The 24,575-nt window shown below is 66.2% G+C and carries 24 protein-coding genes and 1 tRNA gene; 3 read left to right on the top strand and 22 right to left on the bottom strand.

Features of this window, described 5'->3' with window-relative positions:
- From nuoI to AC13F7_RS10460, 13 genes are all read right to left on the bottom strand, one after another.
- Entirely contained in the window at positions 1–489 is a 489-nt protein-coding gene (gene nuoI, locus AC13F7_RS10520; RefSeq protein ID WP_017355930.1) for an NADH-quinone oxidoreductase subunit NuoI, read from the bottom strand.
- Between the two features lie 3 nt (positions 490–492).
- A complete protein-coding gene (gene nuoH / locus AC13F7_RS10515; RefSeq protein ID WP_319214332.1) occupies positions 493–1,584 on the bottom strand; it encodes an NADH-quinone oxidoreductase subunit NuoH in 1,092 nt (363 codons plus the stop codon).
- Positions 1,581–3,815 carry an NADH-quinone oxidoreductase subunit NuoG gene (gene nuoG, locus AC13F7_RS10510; protein WP_483000189.1) on the bottom strand — a complete coding sequence of 745 codons (2,235 nt, stop codon included), beginning with the start codon at positions 3,813–3,815 and terminating at the stop codon, positions 1,581–1,583. Before nuoG ends, nuoH begins: the two co-directional genes overlap by 4 nt.
- On the bottom strand, positions 3,812–5,152 hold the full coding sequence (gene nuoF, locus AC13F7_RS10505; RefSeq protein WP_346471885.1) for an NADH-quinone oxidoreductase subunit NuoF: 1,341 nt from the start codon (positions 5,150–5,152) through the stop codon (positions 3,812–3,814). Before nuoF ends, nuoG begins: the two co-directional genes overlap by 4 nt.
- Positions 5,153–5,155: 3 nt before the next feature.
- On the bottom strand, positions 5,156–5,683 hold the full coding sequence (gene nuoE / locus AC13F7_RS10500) for an NADH-quinone oxidoreductase subunit NuoE (RefSeq protein WP_121038421.1): 528 nt from the start codon (positions 5,681–5,683) through the stop codon (positions 5,156–5,158).
- Between the two features lie 94 nt (positions 5,684–5,777).
- The gene (locus tag AC13F7_RS10495) at positions 5,778–7,085 is read right to left on the bottom strand and encodes an NADH-quinone oxidoreductase subunit D (RefSeq protein WP_481469248.1); all 1,308 of its coding nucleotides are present in this window, start codon (positions 7,083–7,085) and stop codon (positions 5,778–5,780) included.
- Complete coding sequence (locus AC13F7_RS10490) at positions 7,082–7,834, bottom strand: NADH-quinone oxidoreductase subunit C (RefSeq protein WP_346471883.1); 753 nt, start codon at positions 7,832–7,834, stop codon at positions 7,082–7,084. The genes AC13F7_RS10495 and AC13F7_RS10490 overlap by 4 nt, the downstream gene beginning before the upstream one ends.
- Positions 7,835–7,866: 32 nt before the next feature.
- Positions 7,867–8,421, bottom strand: a complete 555-nt coding sequence (locus AC13F7_RS10485) for a NuoB/complex I 20 kDa subunit family protein (protein ID WP_019182677.1) — start codon at positions 8,419–8,421, stop codon at positions 7,867–7,869.
- The gene (locus tag AC13F7_RS10480; RefSeq protein ID WP_026069699.1) at positions 8,412–8,768 is read right to left on the bottom strand and encodes an NADH-quinone oxidoreductase subunit A; all 357 of its coding nucleotides are present in this window, start codon (positions 8,766–8,768) and stop codon (positions 8,412–8,414) included. The genes AC13F7_RS10485 and AC13F7_RS10480 overlap by 10 nt, the downstream gene beginning before the upstream one ends.
- Positions 8,769–8,880: 112 nt before the next feature.
- A tRNA-Leu gene (locus tag AC13F7_RS10475) sits at positions 8,881–8,965 on the bottom strand.
- A gap of 49 nt (positions 8,966–9,014) precedes the next feature.
- Positions 9,015–9,455, bottom strand: a complete 441-nt coding sequence (gene secG / locus AC13F7_RS10470) for a preprotein translocase subunit SecG (protein WP_123730889.1) — start codon at positions 9,453–9,455, stop codon at positions 9,015–9,017.
- A gap of 55 nt (positions 9,456–9,510) precedes the next feature.
- Positions 9,511–10,266 (bottom strand): triose-phosphate isomerase, encoded by a 756-nt coding sequence (gene tpiA / locus AC13F7_RS10465; RefSeq protein ID WP_481469250.1) that lies wholly within the window; start codon positions 10,264–10,266, stop codon positions 9,511–9,513.
- 721 nt (positions 10,267–10,987) lie between these two features.
- Positions 10,988–11,923, bottom strand: coding sequence for an isopenicillin N synthase family dioxygenase (locus AC13F7_RS10460; RefSeq protein ID WP_019182673.1), 936 nt, complete (start codon positions 11,921–11,923; stop codon positions 10,988–10,990).
- A 394-nt stretch (positions 11,924–12,317) separates the two neighbouring features.
- Between AC13F7_RS10460 and AC13F7_RS10455 the strand changes: the two genes are divergently transcribed.
- Both AC13F7_RS10455 and AC13F7_RS10450 read left to right on the top strand, forming a co-directional pair.
- Positions 12,318–13,469 carry a glycosyltransferase family 4 protein gene (locus AC13F7_RS10455; RefSeq protein WP_483001002.1) on the top strand — a complete coding sequence of 384 codons (1,152 nt, stop codon included), beginning with the start codon at positions 12,318–12,320 and terminating at the stop codon, positions 13,467–13,469.
- On the top strand, positions 13,456–14,310 hold the full coding sequence (locus AC13F7_RS10450; protein WP_483000184.1) for a polysaccharide deacetylase family protein: 855 nt from the start codon (positions 13,456–13,458) through the stop codon (positions 14,308–14,310). The genes AC13F7_RS10455 and AC13F7_RS10450 overlap by 14 nt, the downstream gene beginning before the upstream one ends.
- Positions 14,311–14,382: 72 nt before the next feature.
- On the opposite strand, the gene glmM is transcribed toward AC13F7_RS10450, so the two are convergent.
- The 5 genes from glmM to trpB form a co-directional block, all read right to left on the bottom strand.
- A complete protein-coding gene (gene glmM / locus AC13F7_RS10445; RefSeq protein ID WP_483000182.1) occupies positions 14,383–15,735 on the bottom strand; it encodes a phosphoglucosamine mutase in 1,353 nt (450 codons plus the stop codon).
- Positions 15,735–16,619: an acetyl-CoA carboxylase, carboxyltransferase subunit beta gene (accD, locus tag AC13F7_RS10440; RefSeq protein WP_481451759.1), complete on the bottom strand. Its 885-nt coding sequence runs from the start codon at positions 16,617–16,619 to the stop codon at positions 15,735–15,737. Before accD ends, glmM begins: the two co-directional genes overlap by 1 nt.
- A 138-nt stretch (positions 16,620–16,757) precedes the next feature.
- Positions 16,758–17,570: a tryptophan synthase subunit alpha gene (gene trpA, locus AC13F7_RS10435; RefSeq protein WP_481470862.1), complete on the bottom strand. Its 813-nt coding sequence runs from the start codon at positions 17,568–17,570 to the stop codon at positions 16,758–16,760.
- A 1-nt stretch (position 17,571) separates the two neighbouring features.
- The gene (locus tag AC13F7_RS10430) at positions 17,572–18,270 is read right to left on the bottom strand and encodes a hypothetical protein (RefSeq protein ID WP_483000179.1); all 699 of its coding nucleotides are present in this window, start codon (positions 18,268–18,270) and stop codon (positions 17,572–17,574) included.
- A complete protein-coding gene (trpB, locus tag AC13F7_RS10425; RefSeq protein WP_483000177.1) occupies positions 18,267–19,493 on the bottom strand; it encodes a tryptophan synthase subunit beta in 1,227 nt (408 codons plus the stop codon). The genes AC13F7_RS10430 and trpB overlap by 4 nt, the downstream gene beginning before the upstream one ends.
- A 95-nt stretch (positions 19,494–19,588) precedes the next feature.
- Between trpB and AC13F7_RS10420 the strand changes: the two genes are divergently transcribed.
- Positions 19,589–20,479, top strand: coding sequence for a LysR family transcriptional regulator (locus tag AC13F7_RS10420; protein ID WP_483000175.1), 891 nt, complete (start codon positions 19,589–19,591; stop codon positions 20,477–20,479).
- 50 nt (positions 20,480–20,529) lie between these two features.
- Here AC13F7_RS10420 and AC13F7_RS10415 read toward each other — a convergent pair whose 3' ends face one another.
- The 4 genes from AC13F7_RS10415 to AC13F7_RS10400 are packed head-to-tail and all read right to left on the bottom strand — an operon-like array spanning position 20,530 to position 24,435.
- Complete coding sequence (locus AC13F7_RS10415; protein ID WP_088433287.1) at positions 20,530–21,186, bottom strand: phosphoribosylanthranilate isomerase; 657 nt, start codon at positions 21,184–21,186, stop codon at positions 20,530–20,532.
- Positions 21,183–21,956, bottom strand: coding sequence for a tRNA pseudouridine(38-40) synthase TruA (gene truA / locus AC13F7_RS10410; protein ID WP_481470859.1), 774 nt, complete (start codon positions 21,954–21,956; stop codon positions 21,183–21,185). The genes AC13F7_RS10415 and truA overlap by 4 nt, the downstream gene beginning before the upstream one ends.
- Before the next feature lie 50 nt (positions 21,957–22,006).
- Positions 22,007–22,390 (bottom strand): VOC family protein, encoded by a 384-nt coding sequence (locus AC13F7_RS10405; RefSeq protein WP_481470858.1) that lies wholly within the window; start codon positions 22,388–22,390, stop codon positions 22,007–22,009.
- Positions 22,387–24,435 (bottom strand): motility hub landmark protein FimV, encoded by a 2,049-nt coding sequence (locus tag AC13F7_RS10400; protein ID WP_483000172.1) that lies wholly within the window; start codon positions 24,433–24,435, stop codon positions 22,387–22,389. The genes AC13F7_RS10405 and AC13F7_RS10400 overlap by 4 nt, the downstream gene beginning before the upstream one ends.
- Between the last annotated feature and the right edge of the window lie 140 nt (positions 24,436–24,575).

Below are 24,575 nucleotides of genomic sequence, written 5' to 3'. Positions count from 1 at the left end.
TCAGCGGAAAGCGGCATCGGCGGCGCGACGCTCGGCGATCTCGGCTTCAAGCCGATCACCGATGGCCAGCAGCTGCGGCTTGGTAACGATGTTCTCGCCACGGTTCTCGAAGTGGTACTCGAGAATGTGGGTCTCGACGATCGAGTCCACCGGGCAGCTTTCTTCACAGAAGCCGCAGAAGATGCACTTGAACAGATCGATGTCGTAACGGGTGGTACGGCGGGTGCCGTCCTCGCGCTTGGCCGAATCGATGGTGATCGCCAGCGCCGGGCACACCGCTTCGCACAGTTTGCATGCAATGCAGCGTTCCTCGCCGTTGGGGTAGCGGCGAAGTGCATGCAGACCGCGGAAACGCGGCGACTGCGGGAACTTCTCCATCGGGTACATCAGCGTGTACTTGGGCTTGAAGGCGTACTTCAGGGTCAGCCACAGACCACCGAGCAGCTCAAGGAGCAGCAGGCTTTTGAAGTAATGGGTAATTCGGTTCATCGCTTAGACGCCCTTCTGGATCACGCCGTAAAACACCATCAACGCCGTCACTGCAATCCAGAAGATGGTGAGCGGGATGAAGACCTTCCAGCCCAGACGCATGATCTGGTCGTAACGGAAGCGCGGGAAGCTGGCACGGAACCAGATGTAGGAGCTGGCGAAGAAGAAGACCTTCAGCAGCAGCCACGGCCAGCCGCCCTTCCAGATCCAGTCGATCCACGGCGAGATGTCTGCCGTGATCCAGCCCTGGAGCGGGCTCAGCCAACCACCGAGGAAGAAGATCGAGATCAGGAAGCTGATCAGGATCATGTTGGCGTATTCGGCCAGGAAGAACAGCGCGAAGGCACCACCGGAGTATTCGACCATGTGGCCGGCCACGATTTCCGATTCACCTTCCACGACGTCGAACGGCGCGCGGTTGGTTTCGGCAACGCCGGACACCCAGTACACGATGAACAACGGGAACAGCGGCAGCAGGAACCAGTCGAACAGACCGGAGTTGCCCGCCTGTGCCATCACGATGCTGCTCAGGTTGAGGCTGCCCGAGGCGATCATGACGCCGACCAGGGCAAAGCCCATCGCGATTTCGTAGCTGATCATCTGCGCCGAGGCGCGCATGGCACCGAGGAACGCGTACTTCGAGTTGGAGGCCCAACCGGCCAGGATGATGCCGTATACGCCCAGCGAGGTCATCGCCAGCAGGTAGAGCAGGCCGGCGTTGGCGTTGGACAGCACGATCCGGGCGTCGAAGGGAATCACCGACCAGGCCGCGAAGGCCGGGCCCAGCGTGATCAGCGGCGCAAGGATGAACATCGCCTTGTGCGAGCTGCTCGGCTGGATGATTTCCTTGAACAGCAGTTTGAAGACGTCGGCGAAGGCCTGGAAGATGCCCATGCCAACATACATCGGGCCATGGCGCACGTGCATCCAGCCGATCAGCTTGCGCTCCCAGACCACGTAGAAGGCCACCGAGATGATCACCGGCATGGCGATCACCAGGATCTTCAGGATGATCCAGAGCAGCGCGCCGATGTCGCCCAGTGACAGCAGCCACTGGTGCAGCGGGTCGACCGCGTTCAACAGCAATTCGTTCATGCAGCCACCACCGTTACGCGTGCGGCGCCCAGCGGTGCGGTTGCACCGTGGCCCGATTCAATCCAGACCGACCCAGCGGCAACGCGGGCGTCGACGACCACCGGCAAGGTGGCACGACCGGCATCGGTGCCGACCTTGGCCATCTGGCCTTCCACCAACTGCAGGCGGGCAGCGTCGTCGGCGTTGAGCACGATGCGCGGGGCGTTGTTGAGCGGATGCGATTGCAGTGCCTGGGCGCGACGGACCACCGCATCGGTGCGGTAGATCGCGGCGGTCGAAGTCACTTCCAGGCCCTCGCCTGCCACCGGCGTTGCCGCCGAAGACGAGACGGTGACGCTGATCGGCGCCAGGCTGGCGCGCAGGCCGGCCAGATCGGTGAACTCGAAACCGGCCAGCGACAGTTCGCCGCCCAGTGCGCGCAGCACGCGCCAACCCTCACGCGCCTCGCCCGGCAGCTTGCCGCCGGCACGGGCCGACTGCTCGCGACCATCGAGGTTGGTCAGGGTGGCATCCACTTCGGGCAGCGCACCGATCGGCAGGATCACGTCGGCGACGTCGCGGGTAGAAGCACAGGCGAACTGGCTGAAAGCCACCACCTGGGCACCGGCCAGTGCCTTGCGGGCAGCGGCGGCGTCGGCGAAGTCCAGGCCGGGCTCGATGCCGTAGATCGCATAGGCCTTGCGCGGCTGGGCGAGCATGGCGTTGACGTCCTTGCCGGCCGGCAGCACGCCGGCGCGGGTCAGGCCCACGGCATTGGCGCCCTGCGGGATGCGGCACAGCTTGGCCCCGGTCGCAGCGGCGAAATCACGCGCGGCAGCGCGGATCGCAGCAGCCTGCGGGTGGTTTTCGGCGATGCCACCGACGATCAGCACCGCGTTGCTTGCGCCCTTGACGGCGTCACGCAGCTCGGCGTTGCCCAGTGCGTCGATGAAGCCCGACGGGGCGACGATCTGCTTGCTGGCCAGCTTGAACGCGAAATCGAAGTCCACCGGATTGACGGCGTGGATCTTCGCATTGCGCGTGGTCTGCGCCTTGCGCAGGCGGGCATGCAGCAGCGGCAGCTCGTGGCGGATGTTGCTGCCAAGCACGACGATGCTGTCCGCGCCTTCGATCTCCGCCAGCGGCAGGCCGAACATTTCGGCGGTGGCGGCGTCGGAGAAGTCGCGGTTGTTGATGCGGTGATCGATGTTCGTGGTACCCAGGCCGGTGGCGAGACGGGCCAGCAGTGCGCCCTCCTCGTTCGAGGCCGACGGGTGCACCAGCACGCCGAGGTCGTCGCCCTGGTTGGCGGCGAAGATCTCCTTGGCAGCGGCCAGGCCTTCAGCCCAGCTCACTTCCTTCCACTCGCCATTGACCTTGCGCAGCGGCTTGACCGCACGGTCATCGCTGTACAGGCCCTGGTGCGAATAGCGGTCGCGATCGGACAGCCAGCATTCGTTGACGGCTTCGTTGTCGCGCGGCACGGCGCGCAGCACTTCGCCGCGGCGCACGTGCAGGAACAGGTTCGAGCCCATCGCGTCGTGGTAACCCAGCGACTCGCGTGCGGTCAGTTCCCACGGACGGGCGCGGAACTGGAACACCTTGTTGGTCAGCGCGCCAACCGGGCAGACGTCGACGACGTTGCCGGACAGCTCGGTGGTCAGCGGCTTGCCGTCGTAGGTACCGATCTGCAGGTTTTCACCGCGGTACATGCCACCCAGCTCATAGGTACCGGCAACGTCGGCGGTGAAGCGGACGCAGCGGGTGCACTGGATGCAGCGGGTCATTTCGGTGGCGACCAGCGGACCGATGTCCTCGTCGGGCACCACGCGCTTGCGCTCGTTGAAACGGCTGACCGAACGGCCATAGCCCAGCGACACGTCCTGCAGCTCGCACTCGCCGCCCTGATCACAGATCGGGCAGTCCAGCGGATGGTTGATCAGCAGGAATTCCATCACCGAGCGCTGGAACTTCAGCGCCTTTTCACTGCGGGTGGCGACCTTCATGCCATCCATGACCGGCGTGGCGCAGGCCGGTGCCGGCTTGGGCGACTTTTCCACGTCGACCAGGCACATGCGGCAGTTGGCGGCGATCGGCAGCTTCTCGTGGTAGCAGAAGCGCGGGATCGGAATGCCGGCCTTGTCGGCGGCCTGGATGATCATCGAGCCCTTGGGCACGACCAGGGACTGGCCGTCGATTTCGACGGTCACATGATCCGGTGGCACGCTCGGGTTTACGGGTTGCGCGCTCATGCGGCGGCTGCCTCCACCTTCTTGCCGTCAACCATCGAATGACCGTTGACGATGTAGTACTCGAATTCGTCCCAGAACTGGCGCAGGAAGCCCTGGATGGGCCATGCCGCCGCTTCACCGAACGCGCAGATGGTGTGGCCTTCAATCTGGCCGGCCACCGTCTTCAACTGATGCAGGTCTTCCATCGTGGCCTTGCCGGCGACGATGCGCTCCAGCACGCGGTGCATCCAGCCGGTGCCTTCACGGCACGGGGTGCACTGCCCACAGGATTCCTTGTGGAAGAACTGCGAGATGCGGCAGGCGAACTTGACGCAGCAGACGCTGTCATCCAGCACCACGATGGCGCCCGACCCCAGACCGGTGCCCAGGGCACGCAGGGTGTCGTAATCCATCTGCAGGCCCTTGAGCTCTTCAGCCTTCAGCACCGGCATCGAGACGCCACCCGGGACCGCGCCCTTCAGCTTCCGGCCCGGCTTCAGACCACCGGCCATTTCCAGCAGGTCGTCGAAGGTGGTGCCCAGCGGCACTTCGAAGTTGCCGCCCTTCTGCACGCAGCCAGAGACCGAGAAGATCTTCGGACCGCCGTTCTTGGTCAGGCTCAGGCCCTGGAACCACTCCGGACCGTTGCGGATGATCGCCGGCACCGAGGCATAGGTCTCGGTGTTGTTGATCGTCGACGGCTTGCCGTACAGGCCGAAGTTGGCCGGGAACGGCGGCTTGTAGCGCGGCTGGCCCTTCTTGCCTTCCAGCGATTCCATCAGCGCGGTTTCTTCGCCGCAGATGTACGCGCCGGCGCCCAGCGCACCGTAGATGTCGATGTCCACGCCGCTGCCGAGGATGTCCTTGCCCAGCCAGCCGTTCGCGTACGCGTCGGCCAGGGCCTGCTCGAAGTTCTCGAACGGCTCGTGGTGGAACTCGCCACGCAGGTAGTTGTAGCCCACGGTCGAGCCGGTGGCGTAGCAGGCGATCGCCATGCCTTCCACGACCGAATGCGGGTTGTAACGCAGGATGTCGCGGTCCTTGCAGGTTCCCGGCTCGGATTCATCCGAGTTGCACAGGATGTACTTCTGCATCGTGCCCTTGGGCATGAAGGACCACTTCAGGCCGGTCGGGAAGCCCGCGCCGCCACGGCCGCGCAGGTTGGACTGCTTGACCATCTCGATGACCTGCTCCGGCGAGATCTTCTCTTCGAGGATCTTGCGCAGGGCAGCGTAGCCACCGGTCTTGAGGTAGCTTTCATACGACCACGGGGTGTCGTAATGCAGGGTGGTGTAGACCACCTGGTGCGGCAACGGTGCGGGACCGACCGGACCACTGGGTGCGTGATGATGTGCCATGTCTTACTCCAACCCGTCCAGCAGCTCGTCGACTTTCTCGACGGTCAGGCGCTCGTGGTAATGGCCATTGATGACCATCATCGGCGCACCGGCGCAACCTGCCAGGCATTCTTCTTCGCGCTTGAGGTAGATGCGGCCATCGGCGGTGGACTGACCGGTCTTGCAGCCGAGCTTCTTCTCGGCGTGCGCGACCAGGTCTTCGGCACCGTTCAACCAGCAGCTGATGTTCGTGCAGAAGGCGACGTTGTGGCGGCCGACCTTCTCCAGTTCGAACATCGAGTAGAAGCTGGCGACCTCGTAGGCCCACACCGGCGGCAGATCCAGGTACTTGGCGACGCCGGCGATCAGCTCGTCGGTCAGCCAGCCCGCATTCTGTTCCTGTGCGGCGTGCAGGCCCTGCAGGACAGCCGAGCGCTTGCGATCCGGCGGGAACTTGGCCAGCCAGTGATCGATGTGCGCACGGGTCTTGTCGTTCAAGACCACCATCGGGTCGACGTCGCGCGCCGCCTCGAAATTACCTGTCGCCTTCATCGGCCGACCTCAGCGAATACGAAATCGTTAAAAACCAGAACCTGCAGCGCCGGCAGCAGCCGGCGGGTGTCAGGCATCGTGCAAGCGGATGCGATCACCGGTCCACCTCACCAAACACCAGATCGTAGGTGCCGATCATGGCCACCACGTCGGCGAGCATGTGCCCGCGCACGACCGAGTCGATCGAGGACAGATGGGCGAAGCCCGGCGCGCGCAGATGCACGCGGAACGGCTTGTTGGCACCATCGGACATCAGGTAGCAGCCGAACTCACCCTTGGGTGCTTCGACGGCGGCATAGGTTTCGCCGGCCGGGACGCAGTAGCCTTCACTGAACAGCTTGAAGTGATGGATCAGCGCTTCCATGTCGTCCTTCATGTCTTCGCGGCTGGGAGGCGCGACCTTGAAGTTCTTGACCATGACCGGACCCGGGTTGGCCTTCAGCCAGGTGACGCACTGCTTGATGATGCGGTTGGATTCGCGCATCTCGGCCACGCGGCACAGGTAACGGTCGTAGCAGTCACCTTCCTTGCCGAGCGGGATGTCGAACTCCACCGCGTCGTACTTGGCATACGGCTGCTTCTTGCGCAGATCCCAGGCGATGCCCGAGCCGCGCAGCATCACGCCGGTCATGCCCCAGGCATGGGCCAGTTCCGGGGTGACCACGCCGATGCCGACCGTACGCTGCTTCCAGATACGGTTGTCGGTCAGCAGGGTTTCGTATTCGTCCACGCGCTTGGGGAACTCAACGGTGAAGTTCTCCAGGAAGTCCAGCAGTGAACCTTCGCGCGAGGCGTTGAGGTTCTTCAGGGCCTTGCCCTTGTGCCAGCGCGATTCCTTGTACTTGGGCATGTGGTCCGGCAGGTCGCGGTAGACACCGCCCGGACGGTAGTACGCCGCGTGCATGCGCGCGCCGGAGACCGCTTCATAGCAGTCCATCAGTTCTTCGCGTTCGCGGAAGGCATACAGCATGACCGCCATCGCGCCCAGATCGAGCGCGTTGGACCCCAGCCACATCAGGTGATTCAGGATGCGGGTGATTTCGTCGAACATGGTGCGGATGTACTGGGCACGCTCGGGCGCCTCGATCCCCATCAGGGTTTCGATCGCGCGCACGTAGGCGTGCTCGTTGCACATCATCGACACGTAATCCAGGCGATCCATGTAGCCGATCGACTGATTGAACGGCTTGGACTCGGCCAGCTTTTCGGTACCACGGTGCAGCAGGCCCACGTGGGGGTCGGCACGCATGATGGTTTCGCCGTCCATTTCCAGGATCAGGCGCAGCACACCGTGCGCGGCCGGATGCTGCGGGCCGAAGTTCATCGTGTAGTTGCGGATTTCCTGCCGGAGTTCGGCCGGATTGCTCGCAAAGGCCTGGCTGGCCTGGTGGAATTCACTCACTTGCTTGCCTCCGTCTGCGCGCTTTCGCCGGCAGCGGTCTGGAAACGGGCGTCGTCACGGATGACACGCGGCACGCCGACGCGCGGCTCCACCGAGGTCACCGGCTCGTAGATCACGCGCTGCTTCTCTTCGTCGTAGCGCACTTCGACGTTGCCGATCAACGGGAAATCCTTGCGGAACGGGTGCCCGACGAAACCGTAGTCGGTCAGGATCCGGCGCAGGTCCGGGTGACCTTCGAAGATCACGCCGAACAGATCGAACGCTTCGCGCTCGAACCAGTTCAGGCCCGGCCAGATGTTGGTCAGCGAGGCGACCACCGGCAGTTCCTCGTTCGGCGCAAAGCAACGGATGCGCATCGTGAGGTTGTGCTGGTAGGAACGCAGCTGGGCGACCACGGCAAAACGCTGCAGCGGGATCGGCTGGGGCTGGGCGCCATCGCTGGTTTCGCGGGTGGGGAATTCACCCCACGCGAAACGACCGACGGACTTACCCTCGACGCCACGGCTGAACCCCTGGGACGACACATCGGCCGTATCCCATTCGTCGCTGCCATAGCCGAGGTAATCCAGGCCGCACAGGTCAACGGCCTGCTCGAAACCGAATTCGTCGCGCAGCGCCAGAGCGGTGGCATGCCAGTCAGCGGCGGGCACTTCCAGCGTCACTTCGCCGCGGGGTTCGACCACGAAGACCTGCGCACCTGCGAAACGTGCGGAAAGTCGGTCGATGAAGGAAGGTGCTTGCTCTGCCATGGGGGCTTGGCGTGCTCTTGTCAGGAGGGATGTCAGCGGGCGATGGTCTGCGTACGCCAGATCTTCTTCTGCAATTGCAGGATCCCGTACACCAGCGCTTCGGCGGTAGGTGGGCAGCCGGGGACATAGATGTCCACCGGCACCACGCGGTCACAGCCACGCACTACTGCATAGGAGTAGTGGTAGTAGCCGCCACCGTTGGCGCAGCTGCCCATCGAGATGACCCATTTCGGGTCCGGCATCTGGTCATAGACCTTGCGCAGGGCCGGAGCCATCTTGTTGACCAGGGTGCCGGCCACGATCATCACGTCGGACTGACGCGGCGACGGGCGGAACACCACGCCGTAACGGTCAAGGTCCAGGCGCGCCGCACCGGCGTGCATCATTTCCACTGCGCAGCAGGCCAGACCAAAGGTCATCGGCCACATCGAACCGGTACGCGCCCAATTCAACAGCGCATCGACGCTGGTGGTCACGTAGCCCTTTTCGAGCAGGGGGTTGTCGCCTTCGGGGCGCAGGATGTCATCGACCCGCCCTTCCGGGACCGGGTTGTTCATCAGGCCGTCGAGCGTCTGAATTACTCCCATTCCAGCGCTCCCTTCTTCCAGACGTAAATGAAACCGAGGAAAAGCATGCCTACGAAGAGGCCCATCGTGACCAGCGAACGTGCGCCCAGCTCCATGAAGACCTGGGTCCACGGCACGATGAAGATGATTTCCAGATCAAATACGATGAACTGAATCGCGATCAGGTAGTAGCGCACATCGAACTTCATGCGCGCGTCCTCGAAAGCCTCGAAGCCGCATTCGTACGGCGAGAGCTTTTTAAGATCAGGACGTCGGGGACCGAGGAATCGGCCAACCAGCATCAGCGCAACGCCGATACCGGTGGCAACGATCAGAAACAGCAGAGACGGCAAATATTCGGCCAGCACAGCGATTCTCTCTTGCCTCTGCCGCTGCGCCTGCAGGCGCTTTGGCATGGGGGAGTGGACGGATACCGCTACCTGGCGCTTTGCGCGCCAGACGAACCCGCTTACAAACAAATGGTGCCCAAGAGGGGACTCGAACCCCTACGACTCTCGTCGCTACCACCTCAAGGTAGTGCGTCTACCAATTCCGCCACCTGGGCTTACGATCGCACCGGTTGTTCTCCAGTGCGCCGCATATTGTAACCGTCTTCAGCGAGTCTGGGTGCCTTCCGAAGGCTTTTCTTCACCAGATTTCGGAGTTTCTGCCTGAGCCGGCACAGTGGCCGACGGAACAGGCTGCTGCACCGGGGTTTCCGGTGCCTTCGGCACGGCCGGAAGTTCGCCTGCCGGCGCGGCCGGCGCAGTGGCGGCCGGTGCCGACATCAGACCCAGATCCTGCTGCGCCGCCGGGCGCGAGCCATGGCTGGCGTACCAGGCCATGAAGAGACTGATGCCGAAGAACACCACGGCCAGCCACTTGGTCGACTTGGACAGGAAGTTGGACGCGCCACGCGCGCCGAACACGGTGCCCGAGGCGCCGGCACCGAAACCCGACCCTGCGGCCGCGCCGGAACCACGCTGCATCAGGATGAGCGCGATCATGGCCACTGCGACCAGCACGTAGACCACATTGAGGATCAACATCAGCATTTCGAATCCGTCCTCGGACATGTCGTGCCGGCGGTTGGGCCGACAACGTAACTAATTAGCGCCCCGCCGCCGCGGCAGCGATGGCAAGGAAATCCGCGGCCACCAGCGAGGCGCCGCCCACCAGCCCACCATCGACATCGGGCTGTGCGAACAGTTCCGCGGCGTTGTCGGGCTTCACGCTGCCGCCATAGAGGATCGACAGTGAATCCGCAATTCTAGCATCGAGCTTGGCCACTTCGCCACGGATGAACGCGTGGACCTGCTGGGCCTGCTCCTTGGAGGCGGTCCGGCCGGTCCCGATGGCCCAGACCGGCTCATAAGCGACGACGGCCTGGGCGAAGCCCGCGGCGCCGACCAGCTCCAGCACGGGTGCCAGCTGCGAGGCGATGACGGCCTCGGTCTGGCCGGCTTCACGCTGCTCAAGGGTTTCGCCGACGCACAGGATGGGGGTCAGGCCGGCATGCAGGGCGGCGGCGAACTTGCGGGCGACCAGTTCGCTGCTTTCAGCGTGGTACTGGCGGCGCTCGGAGTGGCCGACCAGGCCGTAGCGGGCGCCGACTTCGGCCAGCATGGTGGCCGAGACTTCACCGGTGTAGGCGCCCTTTTCGTTGCTGCTGACGTCCTGGGAGCCGAAGGTGACGGCGCGCCCTTCGAAGGCTTCGACCAGTTCGCCCAGATACGGGAGCGGCGGCAGGACCACGACTTCGACGCCCTGCAGTGGGAGGTCGGCAACCAGGTCACTGACCAGGTCGGTGGCGAATTGGCGGCTGCCGTGCAGCTTCCAGTTACCGGCGACGATCTTGCGGCGCATGGCGGGGGCTCCTTTGGGTATCAGCCGGCCATGATAACGGATGCAACGAATTGGCGTTGACGGGAAAACGCTTACATTTCAATTGGATATTTATTTTTCGCTGCGGGCTCGAGTCAAAAGCAACGGCGACGGGAGCGGCGGACGTGCCTGGGCTGGGCGGGCGCGGGTGGGCGCCGGGGCCGGGGGGGGGGGGGGGGGGGGGGTTGGGCGGGCCACGCCGTGAACCCGTCCATGGGGGCTCGATATGCGCCATCCATGGCGCATAACGGTCCCGCCAACCCACCCACGCCCACCCTCTGACAGTGTGTCGGCTTGCATGGAACAGCTACAAAGCGCCGGATCGGCATTGAGTCCGCCCTGCTCTGCCTTGCTCAGCCCTCCGGCGAGGCAATCCGTCGGGGGCGAGCGCTGCCGTGCCCAGCCGGGACCGTCGGGCGCCATGGATGGCGCCCGTCGAGCCCCCATGGGTGAGAGCGCATTGCTTGCGAGGCACTGCCTCGCATGCGTTCGAACGCACAGCCGCCAGCGGCTGGGCCGGGCCGCGGAGCGGGGTTTACGGCGCGTCCCGGCTGGGCATGGCAGCGCTCGCCCAACACGGGGCAGCGAATAGCCGGATGCAGCCGGGCCAACATTGTCTGGAGCCGGCCAACGGCCGGCACTCCGCAGAATGAAGAAGGCCGCCTTGCGGCGGCCTTCTCTTTTGCTCCGATGGGAGGATCGCTTACTTCAGCTTGATCTCGCGCAGGCGCTCTTCCAGGAAGCCGTGGGCGGTGATCGGCTCCGGGTAGCGGCTCGGGTTTTCCGGGGTGATGCAGGTAGGCAGCACGTCGATCAGGAAATCCGGGTTCGGGTGCAGGAAGAACGGCACCGAATAACGCGGCTGGCGGGCCTGCTCGCCCGGGGGATTGACCACGCGGTGGATCGTCGACGGGTACACGTGGTTGGTCAGGCGCTGCAGCATGTCGCCGATGTTGACCACGATGGTGTCCGCGTCCGAGGTGAACGGCACCCACTTGCCTTCATGCGACTGCACTTCCAGGCCGGCCGCGCTGGCGCCGACCAGCAGCGTGATGAAGTTGATGTCGCCGTGGGCACCGGCGCGCACGTTCGGGATGTTCTCGGCGGTGATCGGCGGGTAATGGATCGGGCGCAGGATCGAGTTGCCGTTGTTGGTCTTGTCCGCGAAGAAGTCTTCCGGCAGGCCGATGTGCAGGGCCAGCGCCGACAGGACGCGCGAACCCAGCTTGTCCAGGGCCTGGTAGATGCCATAGCCGCGCTCACGGAAGCCCGGGACCTCGCTCGGCCACAGGTTCGGAGCCATCACCTCACGGTAGGGGGAGTCGTCCGGAATCTCGCGGCCAATGTGCCAGAACTCCTTCAGGTCGAAGTGCTGCGAGCCCTTGGCCGTCTCCACGCCGAAGGCGGTGTAGCCACGCGCGCCGCCGCTGCCAGGCACGTGGTACTGGCGCTTGGTCTCTTCCGGCAGGGCGAAGAAGGCCTTGAAGACCTCATAGGCTGCGTCGATGTCTGCCTGCGGAATGCCGTGGTTGCGGATGCCAGCAAAGCCCCATTCGCGGTAGGCCGCACCCAGTTCGGCCACGAACGCGTCGCGGTCGGTGTCAAAACGGGTGATGTCGAGGGTGGGGATCTGGCTCACAGCGATTCCTGCTTGTTCATGGTGGTCGGTGGGCCAGCTGTGGCCCGGCTGAACATTGTGCCAGATCGGGCCAACCCCGCCACCGATACATTGATACAAACCGATACAATGCGCGCGCCCAGACGGCCAGAACGGGCCACCGGCGACGCCCTGGCGCCGCCCCCATTACTCCTTGCGTCGCCCGGTCCGCCTCATGGATGCCCCTGCTCTCCCCCTCATCGCCGATGGCGTTGCGCTGACTCACGCCGGCAGCGGCGAGACCGTGCCTGGCCGACCGCACTACCCGACACCCACGGCACTGCACAGCGCATCGGATGCGCTGGCGCGAGCCGCAGGCAACAACGACAGCCGCTCGCGCAGCGCGGGCGCTTTTTCACACATGGATCGTCCACCGATGAACGCGCCACTGAAAATTCTCCACACCGAAGCCGCCAAGGGCTTTGGTGGCCAGGAGATCTACATCTACCGCCACATGCTGGCCATGCGCGACCGAGGCCATGAGGTCTCACTGCTCTGCCAGCCCGGCGCCCGCCTGGGCGAGATGGCGCGCGAAGCCGGCTTCACCGTGCACGCCCTGAAAATGGGCGGCCTGCTGCGCATGCTGCGCGGCATCTGGTCGGTCTCACGCCTGGTGCGGCGCCACGGCTACGATGTGGTCAACACCACCAGCCGCCGCGACAGCCTGATCGCCGCCGCCGGTGCCCGGCTTGGCGGTACGCCGCTGGTAGTGCGCTCGCGCCATCTGATGAGCCCGATCAACTCGCTGCTGACCTATACCGGCCTGCCCCACCGGGTGATGACGGTCAGCAGCTTCGTCAAGAAGCTGATGGTCAGCCGCGGCATCGACGACGCGCACGTCGGCATCGTTCCGCCGATCGCGGTGCCGCCGCAGTGGTCGCAGATCGCCAAGCGCGACCCATGGCAGTGCCTGCAGGACACCCGTGCAGACGTGCGTGCCGAACTGGGTTTCAACGAGGAACAGATCGTGGTCGGCTGCGTCGCCGTGCTGCGCGAGCCCAAGGGTCACGTGGAACTGCTGCAGGCCATGGCGCCGCTGTGCCGCGCCGATCCGCGCGTGCAGCTGGTGATCGTCGGCGACGGCCAGCCAGTGATGGACCGGCTGATCGCACTGCGCGAGCAGCTCGGCATTGCCGCGCAGGTGCATCTGCTGGGCTACCGCCAGGGCGCTTGCCGGCTGATGACCGGTTTCGATATCTTCGCGCTCGCCACGCACAAGGAAGCCGCTGGCACGGTGTTCCTGGAAGCGGCGTATGTCGGGGTGCCGATCGTTGCGACCCGGGTGGGCGGCGTCCCGGAAATGGTGGTGGAAGGCAGCAATGCCCTGCTTGCACCGCTGGGCGACCAGGCCGCGCTGACCGGCGCACTGCGCACCCTGATCGAGCAGCCCGACCGCCGCCAGCAGATGGGTCTGGCGGGGTGGGAATGGATGCGCAGCGCACATCGCTTCACCCCGACCGGTCACACTGAAGCGACCGAATATTATTACCACCAGTGGTTGAAGGAACTGGGCCATGGCCAACGCTAGATCCGTCCCGGTGCTGATGCACCACCATGTGTCCCCGTCCCCGGGAATGATCACGGTCTCGCCGGAGAATTTTGAAAGCCAGATCGCCTGGCTGGCGGCCAATGGCTGGACCTCGCTGACGCTGGAGCAGTACGCGGATTTCCTGGCGGGCAAGCCGACGCCGGCCAAGTCGATCGTGATCACCTTCGATGACGGCTACCTGGACAACTGGGTGTACGCGCACCCGATCCTGGCCAAATACGGCATGCATGCGGTGGTGTTCGTGGTCACCGGCTGGATGGGCGACGGCGATGTCCGCCCGCATGCCGGTCAGGCCGGCGCCACCCTGCCGGCAACGCCCGACCATCGCGGCTGCGAGGCGGCGATCCTGCGCGAGAACCGGCCGGACGAGGTGATGATGCGCTGGAGCGAGGCGCGCGCGATGATCGCCGCCGGCACCTTCGAGGTGCATTGCCATACGCACACGCATACGCGCTGGCTCAAGCAGGACATCTCCCGCGAGCACAAGCGCCAGGGCATCAGTGGCGACCTATCGGTGGCGCGCGATGTGCTGCAGCAGCAGCTGGGTGACGTCTCGGACACGCTGTGCTGGCCGTACGGCGATTTCGACGAGGACTACGTGCAGATCGCGCGGGCACAGGGCTTCAAGTACCTGCATACCACCCATCCGTTCGGTCGCAACGTGGTCGGGGGCGATCCAGAGCACATCTACCGGTTCGCGATCCGCGACCGCCCGGCCAGCTGGCTGCGCAAGCGCATCGCTTACAGCTATCACCCGCTGATCGCGCCGCTGTTCAACCGCTTCAAAGCGAAGAAAAAGAAGATGGTGCCGGGGCCGTAACCGGCCGTCTGCGCTGCAACGAAAACGCCCCGGTCTCCCGGGGCGTTTTCGTTTCACTCGTCATCGCGTGACTCAGGCTGCGGCGGCCGCCTTCACCGCCGCCGAGAGATTGTCGAGCGTGGACTGCATCAGCTCGGCACTGTCCGCCTCGACGGTCACACGCACCACCGGCTCGGTACCTGACGGGCGCAGGAACGCGCGACCGCGCCCCTTCACTGCCTGCTGCGCAGCCGCCAGCGCGGCCTGCACGCTTTCGGCCTGTACGGTCGCCTTGGCTGCGCCCTGCAGGCGCACGTTGACGGTCTTCTGCGGCACCTTGTTGAGCACCGACAGCACCTGGCGCAGGGAGGTGCCATCACGGCGCAGCACTTCCAGCACCTGCAGCGCGCTGACGATCGCATCGCCGGTAGTGGCGCGATCCAGGCACAACAGATGCCCGGAGGCCTCGCCGCCGAGCACACCGTTGTTTTCCACCAGTGCCTGATGCACGTAGCGGTCACCAACATTGCTGCGCTGGAACGGGATCTCCAGCCGTTCCAGTGCCTGCTCCAGACCGAAGTTGGTCATCAGCGTGCCGACCACCGGGCCATGCAGGCGACCGCTGCGCTGCCAGGCCTGGGCCAGCACGAACAGCAGGTCATCGCCGTCCACCGGGTTGCCCTGGTCATCGGCCATCAGCACGCGGTCGCCATCACCGTCGAACGCGATACCGAAATCAGCACCGACCTCGCGCACTTTCGCAGCGAGATTGTCGATGTGCATCGAGCCGACGCCATCGTTGATATTCAGGCCGTTGGGCGCATCGCCGATGCTGATCACCTCCGCGCCCATCTCGCGGAACAGCAGCGGGGCGACGTGATACGTAGCGCCGTGCGCGCAGTCGAGCACGATCTTCAGCCCACGCAGATCGAACCCGCGCGGCACGCTGGCCTTGCAGAATTCGATGTAGCGACCGACCGCATCGCGGGCACGCATGGCCTTGCCCAGCCGCTCGGATTCGACCGTGGTGAACGGCGCATCGAGCGCGGCTTCCAGCGCCAGCTCGGTGGCGTCATCGAGCTTCTCGCCATCGGCGGAGAAGAACTTGATGCCGTTGTCGTAGTGCGGATTGTGCGAGGCGCTGATGACGATGCCGGCATCCGCACCGAGGGTACGGGTGAGGAAGGCCACCGCAGGCGTGGGCATCGGGCCGAGCAGCTGTACATCAGCACCGGCTGCGACCAGCCCGGCTTCGAGTGCAGCTTCGAACATGTAACCGGAGATGCGGGTGTCCTTGCCGATCACCACCACGGGGCGGTGCCCGTTGCGCTCGGTCAGCGCGCGGCCGAGCGCATTGCCCAGGCGCAGCACGAAATCGGCGGAGATGACGCCCTCACCGACCTTGCCGCGGATGCCGTCGGTGCCGAAATACTTGCGCGACGCCATCAGGCCGCCGCGTCCGGTGCCGGCGCCGGCTGGCGTGCCAGCATGGCCAGGATCTCCGACAGGCGCTCGCGCATTTCGCGGCGGTCGCAGATCTGATCGATGGCACCGTGCTCGAGCAGGAACTCCGAACGCTGGAAGCCTTCGGGCAGCTTTTCGCGCACGGTCTGCTCAATCACGCGCGGGCCGGCGAAGCCGATCAGCGCCTGCGGCTCGGCGATGTTGATATCGCCCAGCATCGCGAACGAGGCCGACACACCACCGGTGGTCGGGTGGGTGAGCACCGAGATGTACGGCAGGCCGGCATCACGCAGACGACCCAGCGCGGCCGAGGTCTTGGCCATCTGCATCAGCGAGAACAGGCCTTCCTGCATGCGCGCGCCGCCGCTGGCGGAGAAGCATACGTAGGGCGCACCGATCTCCAGTGCCTTCTCCGCGGCCAGCGAGAAACGCTCACCGACCACCGAGCCCATCGAGCCGCCCATGAAGGCGAAATCGAAGGCCGAGGCGACCAGCGGGCGGCCCTTCATCAGGCCCTGCATGGCGATCAGCGCGTCGTACTCGCCGGTGTTCTTCTGCGACGCCTTGATGCGCTCGCTGTACTTCTTCTGGTCCTTGAACTTGAGCAGGTCCGTCGGCCCCAGGCGCGCACCGATCTCGGTGGTGCTGTCCGCGTCGAACAGCGCGGCCAAACGCGCACGCGCGCGGATGGCCATGTGGTGGCCACACTTGGGGCAGACTTCCAGGTTCTCTTCCAGCTCAGGACGGTAGAGCGCGCTGCCGCAGCTGCTGCACTTCTCCCACAGGCCCTCGGGGACGCTGCGCTTCTTGCTGGGGACGTTGTCGGTGCGGATGCCAGACGGCATCAACTTGCTGAGCCAACTCATGCGGGATGCTACTTCCGTTCAGGGCGGCCCGGGGGCCGCAAAGGCGGACAGTCTAGCTCACCGTTTCCATGCTCGGGCACCCCCCGGCGGTTGCCGGGGGGCTGGCGTAAACCATTCTGGTACGTACGTTTGCGTGCTTCAGGCGGCGTCGAGCGCGCGCCGCAGCGGCGTGAGGAAAGCCTCCGCGGCTTGTGCGGCGGCCGTGGCATCGGGGGCCTCGCCCAATGCAGCCACCAGCGCGCTGCCCACCACCACGCCATCGGCCTCCACGGCCATGGCCGCTGCACTGGCCGCATCCTTGATGCCGAAGCCGGCCACCACCGGCACCGCCGAACGGCTGCGCAGGTCGCGCAGGCGGGCACCGGCGGCGCCGCTGTCCAGCCGATCCGAGGCCCCGGTCACCCCGGCGAAACTGACGTAGTACAGATAACCCTGGGCCATCGCCGACAGTGCATCCAGGCGTGTATCGGCCGTGGTCGGCGAGGCCAGCAGGATCAGCGCCAGGCCGGCGGCGGTGAATATCTCGCGGGTTTCGGCAGCTTCCTCCGGGGGCAGATCGACCAGCAGGATGCCGTCCACGCCCGCGGCAATGGCCGACTGCGCGAAGCGTTCCGTGCCGTGGATCTCGATGGGGTTGAGATAGCCCATCAGCACCACCGGGGTGGTGGCATCGTCCTTGCGGAAGGCTTCGACGGTCTCCAGCACATAGCGCAACCCTGCCCCACGGGCCAGCGCGCGCTCGGAGCTGCGCTGGATGGTCGGGCCGTCGGCCATCGGGTCGGAGAACGGCACCCCGAGCTCGATCACGTCCGCGCCGGCCGCGGCCAGTGCATGCATGACCGGCACGGTGGCTTCCAGGCCCGGATCGCCGGCGGTGATGAAGGGGATCAGCGCCTTGCGGCGTTCATCGCGCAGGCGGGCAAAACAGGCATCGATACGGTCCACGGACATCTCAGGCACATCCTTCCATCAGTTCAACGGCGCCACTGGCGCCCCAGTACAGCTTCGATATCACCCCGTCGAAGATCTCCAGCCGGATCGCCAGATCCGAACCGGGGTCCTGCCAGGTCAGGTATTCGCCCGTTTCCGGGTCATAGGCATGCGGCGCGCGTGTACTGCCGGGCGGCAGCCGCGTGAGCGCTTCATCCAGGGTCATGCCCAGCCTCAGCCCGAAGGGCCCCGGCTGGGTGATGGCCTCGTAGGACTCCTCGATCGGCGCCAGCTCGAAGCGCTGCACGTGGTCGTCCTCGACCATCATCGACACGCCTTCGGGCAGGTTGCCACGCTCGTAGTACTCGCAGGCGCCGTTGGGCTCGCCTTCGCTCAGGCCGGCCGAATGCCACGGGCCATCAGCGGCGAGCTCGGTGAAGCGCTGCCCGATCACCACATCGCCGGCATGATCCAGTGCGACCGAGACCACCGACGGCGCAGCGTCATCCGCAGCGGGCAGATCGGCAGCCTTGGGCGGCTCCGGCGCGTCCTCGATCGGGCGGTTGGCGATGTCATCGTCATTGCTGGCCGACTCGCGCGCCGGCGCCACGGCACCGACCGGTGCGGCCGGCGCGGGCAGCACCGGCGGGTCCGGCGGCGTACATCCGGTCAGGCCGACCACCATCAGCAGCGCACTTCCCTGGCGCAGCAGCGGATTCACAGCACCAGACCCTCCCGGGCAGCGATGGTGTGTACGTCCTTGTCGCCGCGGCCGGACAGGTTGCACAGCACCAGCTTGTCGCGTGGCAGTTCACGCGCGATCTTGATCGCCTGCGCCACGGCGTGGCTGGATTCCAGCGCGGCCAGGATGCCTTCGCTGTGCGCCAGCTGGTGGAAGGCGGCCAGCGCTTCGTCATCGGTGATGCCGACGTACTCGGCGCGTCCGGCATCGGCCAGGAACGCGTGCTCCGGGCCGACGCCCGGGTAATCCAGGCCGGCCGAGACCGAATGGGTCTCGGCGATCTGGCCGTCGTCGTCGCAGATCACATAGGTGCGGTTGCCGTGCAGCACGCCCGGGCGGCCCGCCGCAATGGAGGCGGCATGGCGACCGGTCTCGATGCCGTCGCCCGCCGCTTCGGCACCGACAATGCGCACGTCGCGATCGTTGAGGAACGCATGGAACAGGCCGATCGCATTGCTGCCACCGCCAACGCAGGCGGTGATCGCATCGGGCAGACGACCGTAATCGGTCAGCATCTGCGCGCGCGCCTCGCGGCCGACGATCGCGTTGAAATCACGCACCATGCGCGGGTACGGATCCGGGCCGGCCACGGTGCCGATGATGTAGAAGGTGTCGCGCACGTTGGTGACCCAGTCGCGCATGGCTTCGTTGAGCGCATCCTTGAGCGTGGCCGAGCCGGAGGTGACCGGTACGACGGTCGCGCCGAGCAGCTTCATGCGGTAGACGTTGATCTTCTGCCGCTCGATGTCGGTGGCACCCATGTAGACCACGCACTCCAGGCCCAGTCGCGCGGCCACGGTGGCGCTGGCCACGCCGTGCTGGCCGGCGCCGGTCTCGGCGATGATGCGCTTCTTGCCCATCCGCGCGGCGAGCAGCGCCTGGCCGATGGTGTTGTTGATCTTGTGTGCGCCGGTGTGGTTCAGGTCCTCGCGCTTGAGCAGGATCTGCGCGCCGCCCACCTGCTGGCTGAGGCGCTCGGCGTGATAGATCGGGCTGGGACGGCCCACGTAGTGGGTCAGGTCCTTGTCGTAGGCGGCGATGAAGGCCGGATCGCGGCGCGCCTCGTCGTAGGCCGCTGCCAGCTCCTGCAGCGGTCCGATCAGGGTCTCGGCGACGAAACTCCCGCCGTAGCGGCCGAAATGGCCATTGGCATCGGGATAGGCATGGAAATCGACGATGGGGGAGACGGGAGAAGCAGACATAGCGCGACAGCCAGTGGAGACAGGCTGACAATTTAGCGCACCTGTCATGACAGGAATATCGATAATATCTGCCACAACCTGTCAGGAAAACTCACATGACCGACGGACCGTTGCCCCCGCTCAACGCCCTGCGCAGCTTTGAAGCGGCTGCCCGGCTGGGCGGGGTCGGCCGTGCCGCCGAGGCACTGCATGTCACCCATGGCGCGATCAGCCGCCAGCTGCGCTTGCTGGAGGAGCATCTGGGCGTTGCGTTGTTCCAGCGCGAGGGGCGTGGGCTGCGCCTGACCCGGGCCGGCGAGGATCTGCAGGCCGCCTGCGAAGGCGCGTTCGAGCAGATCCGCGAGGCGGTTAGTGCGCTCAAACGCCACCAGCGGCCCGAAGCGTTGGTGCTGGGCTGCAGCGGCAGCATTCTGGCGCGCTGGATGATTCCTCGCCTGCAGGCACTGCAGAACGCTCTGCCCCAGCTGCCGCTGCATTGGTCGGCCCAGGATGGGAGCTTCACCGCCGAGCAGCAGGGGCTGGATGCGGTGCTGCTGCTCGCTCAGCCGCCCTGGCCGCGTGGCTGGCAGGTGCGGGAGCTGGCCCCGGAGCGTGTGGGCGTGGTGGTGAGTCCGCAGCATCCGGCGTCGGCGCGGCTGAGGCATCAGCCGCCCTCCGCTTTGCTGGGCGAAGCCCTGTTGCATACGACCTCACGCCCGCAGGCGTGGCCGGCCTGGGCACTGTCGCATGGACTGGAGCCGGCCCAGCTGCAACTGGGCAGCGGCTTCGAGCACCTGTATTACCTGCTGGAAGCGGCGGTGGCAGGGCTGGGCGTGGCGATCGCGCCGGAGCCGCTGGTGGCCGATGAGCTGGCAGCGGGCCGACTGCTGGCCCCGTGGGGATTTGGCGCCACGGGCGGGTTCTGGGTGCTGGCGACGCCGGAGGGTGCGGCGGACCTGCGGGTGGATGCGTTGGCCGGGTGGCTGCAAGAGCAGCTGAAGGGATGAGTGCGCCACGACCAACGGTCGTGACCTACCCGCCCGCTTGGGCGGGCTGATCAATCCGCTTCGTGACAGTCCGCGCGACGGACTTCTTCGACGAACTTGCGCATCTTGTAGCCGTCCTTGATGCCCGGTTCCGATTCGATGCCACTGGAGACATCCACGCCCCACGGCAGCGTGGCCACGATCGCATCGAACACGTTGTCCGGGGTGATCCCGCCGGCCAGCAGGAACGGGCGATGCAGGCCGGTCGGCAGGCGCGTCCAGTCAAAGGCCACGCCGGTGCCACCGCCGCCACCGGGGGCGTGGCTGTCGAACAGGAAGCCGGCCGCGCTGGGATAGCGCAGCTGCAGCTGACGGGCGTTGACCTCGTCCTTGCCGCCCATCGCCACGGCCTTCAGGTACGGCATGTTGAAACTGCGGCAGAACGATTCGTCTTCATCACCGTGGAACTGCAGCAGGGTCGGCCGCACGGTGCGCAGCACTTCGCGCACCTCTTCCTTGGTGTTGTCGCGGAACAGGGCGACCACGTCCACCATCGGGGCGATTGCCTGGCGCATGGCGCGCGCCTCGGCCGGCGCGACCCGGCGTTTGCTCTCGCGGGCGAAGATGAAACCGACCGCATCCACGCCGAGCTCGCCGGCCAGGCGCACATCGCCGGCACGGGTCATGCCGCAGAACTTGATACGGGTGCGGTAGAAGGAGCGGCTCATAAGGTGACCTCGGCAGGCAGCTGCCAGTTGTCGGGGTACAGGGGACCAACGAAGACCAATCCCTGCGGCGGGGCAGTCGGGCCGGCCACGGTGCGGTCGCGCCCGGCCAGTAGTTGCCCCATCCACGCGACCGGCTGCTCACCACAACCGACCAGGATCAATGAACCGACGATATTGCGCACCATGTGATGAAGGAATGCATTGGCCTGAACGGCGACCTCCACCACCTCGCCCTGACGGGTCACCGAAAGCGACTGCATGTTCCGGCGCGCGTGCAGCGCCTCGCACTGCACGCTGCGGAAGGCACTGAAGTCGTTCTCACCCAGCAGGGCCTGGCCGGCCGCGTGCATCCGCTCGGCATCCAGCGGCCTGCGCTCCCAGCTCAGCGTCTGCCGATAGAGTGCCGGGCGGACCTGCCGATTGAGCAGGCGATACCGATAGCGACGCGCACGCGCGGCAAATCGTGCATGGAACTCGTCGGCCACCGGTACGCACCAGCGCACGGCGATCGAACGCGGCAGGCGCGTGGTGGTGCCCAGCATCCAACTGCGCGGATCGCGTACGACATCGGTGTCGAAATGCACCACCTGGCATTCACCGTGCACGCCGGCATCGGTACGCCCCGCACACACGACCTGGATCGGCGCGTTGGCCACCGACGACAGCGCATCCTGCAGGCTGGCCTGCACGCTTGGGCAGCCGCTCTCACCGAGCTGCTGCCAGCCTTTGAATTCGCTGCCATCGTATTCCACGCCCAGTGCGTAGCGCATGGTGAACCTCTGTGTTTTCGGGAAAACCGGCGCAGGCGCCGGGTGTTGCATCATGCAGCGTCGCGTTCGGACCAGACGGCCAGCTCGTTGCCGCCCGGCTCCACGAACTGGAACCGGCTGCCGCCGGGGAAGGCGAACACCGGTTTGATGATCTGCCCGCCCTGGGCCAGCACGGCCTCGAGCATGGGCTGCAGATCATCGGCGTAGATCACCAGCAGCGGCGCGCCTCCCGCCGAAGCGCTCTGCGGCTCCGCCCGGAAGAAACCGCCCTGGAAGCGCCCATCGTCAAACGCGGTGTAATCCGGGCCGTAATCCACGAACGACCAGCCGAATACCTGCTCGAAGAAACGACGACTGGCGGCCGGATCACGCGAGGCGAACTCAACGTAATCCAGGCGGCGTTCCCGCACTGCTGCCGGGGGAGCACCGCTCATCCCAGTCGCGCCAGCAGTTCGCGCGCCTCGGCCTGGCTGTGCGGGTCGGCGCCTACGGCCACTTCCTGCAGCAGGGTGCGGGCAGTCTCGGCATCGCCAAGATCCAGGTAAGCGATCGCCAGTTCCAGACGATCGCGGCCGGGGCTGCCGATGGGCGCAATCGGCGCGTTGTCGGCGACCGGGTCTGCACCGTCGGTGGTGTCGTCGTGGGCGGCCATCACCGGCTCAACGTCGGCATCGATGGTGTCATCGCTTGCGTCTGCCGCACGTTCGGCAGTCGCGGTTTCATCGGGGAATTCGAACACGCCACGGAACGAAGGCTGCGCAGCGGCTTCCAGCGCATGGGCCGGCGGCTCGATCAGCGGCGCCGGTTCGCGGAACAGGGCATCGTCCACGTTCACATGTTGGGCGTCGGCCTCGATGCTGTACGCCGCCGCCGCCGTTGCTTCGACCTCGGGCAACACCGGCGCGTCGTCCGTTGCGGTCGCGCTCCAGCGAGGCTCGTCGAGGGCATCGTGCGGATCGGCGTCGTGCGTCGATGACGCCAGCGAGAAGACCGGCTCGCGGCGCAGCCCGGCATAGACATCAGCCTCTGCACTGGCCTCTTCGTCGGGTGCGCGGTGTGCGTCATCGCGTTGCGCAGCCAGTTCATCCACATAATCCGCGGCCGGCACGGCAGCCGCCAGCGAGGCACCATCGAGCCCATCGCGTGACAGCGGCGGCAGCGGCGATGGCTTGCGCCGCCGCACCAGCGCCCAACCCCCCACCATCAGCAGCAATACGACCAGCCCGAGCCAGTACCAGCCACCGCTGGCGCTGTCGCGCGTCCCGGGTGCCTGCTCCAGACGCTCTTGCGCAGCGGCCAGATCGTTGTCCTTCATCGTGATCAGTGACTGCTGCTGGGCCTTGAGTTTCTCCAGTTCGGCCACGCGCTCGCGCAGTTCCTGGATCTCGGCATCGCGCGTGGCGACGTCTTCCTTGGCCTGTCGCAATTGTTCGTTAGCCAGCATGTCGCCCTCGGTGCCGGCAGCGGTGCCGGTGGTTGTGCCTGCGGTGGTGCCGGCGGCGGCGACGGCCGGTGCGATTTCCAGCCGTGCGCCCTGGCGCGATGCCGGCGGCGCGGTGGCCGGTGCGGGCGCAGCGGCCACGCCGCTGTCCGCCGGTTGCGGAATCGCAGTGCGCGATTGGCGCCACTGCGCAGTGTGCTCGCGCACGATTGCCGCGGCCTGCTGCGCATCGATCTGGGCCACTCCATCGGCGCCCGGTGTGCGCAGTACCGCGCCCTGCTTGAGCAGGTTCACGTTGCCACGGATGAAGGCTTCGGGATTGGCCCGCAGCAGCGCGATCATCGCTTGATCGCGATTGACGCCCTGCTCGCGCGCCAGCGAACCGGCGATCTGCGACAGCGTCTGTCCGCGCTGGACGGTGACGCTGCCATCGGCGGCGACGGGCGCGGCAGGAGCGGCCGGTGCAGCGCGAGGCGCGGCCGGCCTCGCTGCGGCGGCGGGTTCAGCACGGCGCGGCGGCGCTGCGACGGCTGCTGTCTCCGGCGCAGGCTCACGGATGATGGCATTGGACATCGCGCCCGCCGGGGCGACGATTTCCGGCTCGGCCACAGCGGCGGCGCTGTTGGGCGCATCCACCAGGGCAGAATATTCTCGGACCAGACGGCCCTGACCCCAATCGGCCTCAATCAGGAAATTCAACGCAGGTGTCGCCACCGGCGCCTGGCTGCTGACGCGCACCACGGCGCGGCCCTGCGCATTGCGGGTCAACTCAAACTGCAGCTCGCTGACCAGCCCGGACGGCGGCTCCAGCCCGACCCGGGCGAAGGTGGCCGGCGAGGCCAGCGCGACGCGCAGGTTTTCCAGTTCGGACGGATCGGCGGAAATGACCGGAATCTCGGCCAGCAACGGCTGGCCCGGCTTGGACAGGACCCGGATATCGCCCAGGCCCAGGGCCATGGCAGAGCTGCTGGCCAGGGCCAGCAGCAGCGTCGACACATACTTGAGCGGACGCACTGCGCCCGGAACCCGGTTCTTCATGGCGGCCAATATAACGGCTCCCCCCGTGATCGGCGATGTTTCGATGCGGGTGGTCGGCGGCATCCCCATGCCGCCGACCACCACGCGATCAGCCTTCGGCCCCGACCACCACGGCCCAAACCACCGCCATGAGGGCCGCG

The organism is Stenotrophomonas sp. K-6, assembly GCF_056861555.1.
The sequence above is the reverse complement of the archived record's forward strand: the minus strand, read 5'-3'. Positions and strand labels throughout refer to the sequence as shown.

Excerpts from the sequence above, each read along its gene's own strand:
- nuoI (WP_017355930.1), bottom strand. The coding sequence starts at position 489 with ATGAACCGAATTACCCATTACTTCAAAAGCCTGCTGCTCCTTGAGCTG.
- nuoH (WP_319214332.1), bottom strand. The coding sequence starts at position 1,584 with ATGAACGAATTGCTGTTGAACGCGGTCGACCCGCTGCACCAGTGGCTG.
- nuoG (WP_483000189.1), bottom strand. The coding sequence starts at position 3,815 with ATGAGCGCGCAACCCGTAAACCCGAGCGTGCCACCGGATCATGTGACC.
- nuoF (WP_346471885.1), bottom strand. The coding sequence starts at position 5,152 with ATGGCACATCATCACGCACCCAGTGGTCCGGTCGGTCCCGCACCGTTG.
- nuoE (WP_121038421.1), bottom strand. The coding sequence starts at position 5,683 with ATGAAGGCGACAGGTAATTTCGAGGCGGCGCGCGACGTCGACCCGATG.
- AC13F7_RS10490 (WP_346471883.1), bottom strand. The coding sequence starts at position 7,834 with ATGGCAGAGCAAGCACCTTCCTTCATCGACCGACTTTCCGCACGTTTC.
- AC13F7_RS10485 (WP_019182677.1), bottom strand. The coding sequence starts at position 8,421 with ATGGGAGTAATTCAGACGCTCGACGGCCTGATGAACAACCCGGTCCCG.
- secG (WP_123730889.1), bottom strand. The coding sequence starts at position 9,455 with ATGCTGATGTTGATCCTCAATGTGGTCTACGTGCTGGTCGCAGTGGCC.
- tpiA (WP_481469250.1), bottom strand. The coding sequence starts at position 10,266 with ATGCGCCGCAAGATCGTCGCCGGTAACTGGAAGCTGCACGGCAGCCGC.
- AC13F7_RS10455 (WP_483001002.1), top strand. The coding sequence starts at position 12,318 with ATGAACGCGCCACTGAAAATTCTCCACACCGAAGCCGCCAAGGGCTTT.
- AC13F7_RS10450 (WP_483000184.1), top strand. The coding sequence starts at position 13,456 with ATGGCCAACGCTAGATCCGTCCCGGTGCTGATGCACCACCATGTGTCC.
- glmM (WP_483000182.1), bottom strand. The coding sequence starts at position 15,735 with ATGGCGTCGCGCAAGTATTTCGGCACCGACGGCATCCGCGGCAAGGTC.
- accD (WP_481451759.1), bottom strand. The coding sequence starts at position 16,619 with ATGAGTTGGCTCAGCAAGTTGATGCCGTCTGGCATCCGCACCGACAAC.
- trpA (WP_481470862.1), bottom strand. The coding sequence starts at position 17,570 with ATGTCCGTGGACCGTATCGATGCCTGTTTTGCCCGCCTGCGCGATGAA.
- trpB (WP_483000177.1), bottom strand. The coding sequence starts at position 19,493 with ATGTCTGCTTCTCCCGTCTCCCCCATCGTCGATTTCCATGCCTATCCC.
- AC13F7_RS10420 (WP_483000175.1), top strand. The coding sequence starts at position 19,589 with ATGACCGACGGACCGTTGCCCCCGCTCAACGCCCTGCGCAGCTTTGAA.
- AC13F7_RS10415 (WP_088433287.1), bottom strand. The coding sequence starts at position 21,186 with ATGAGCCGCTCCTTCTACCGCACCCGTATCAAGTTCTGCGGCATGACC.
- truA (WP_481470859.1), bottom strand. The coding sequence starts at position 21,956 with ATGCGCTACGCACTGGGCGTGGAATACGATGGCAGCGAATTCAAAGGC.
- AC13F7_RS10405 (WP_481470858.1), bottom strand. The coding sequence starts at position 22,390 with ATGAGCGGTGCTCCCCCGGCAGCAGTGCGGGAACGCCGCCTGGATTAC.
- AC13F7_RS10400 (WP_483000172.1), bottom strand. The coding sequence starts at position 24,435 with ATGAAGAACCGGGTTCCGGGCGCAGTGCGTCCGCTCAAGTATGTGTCG.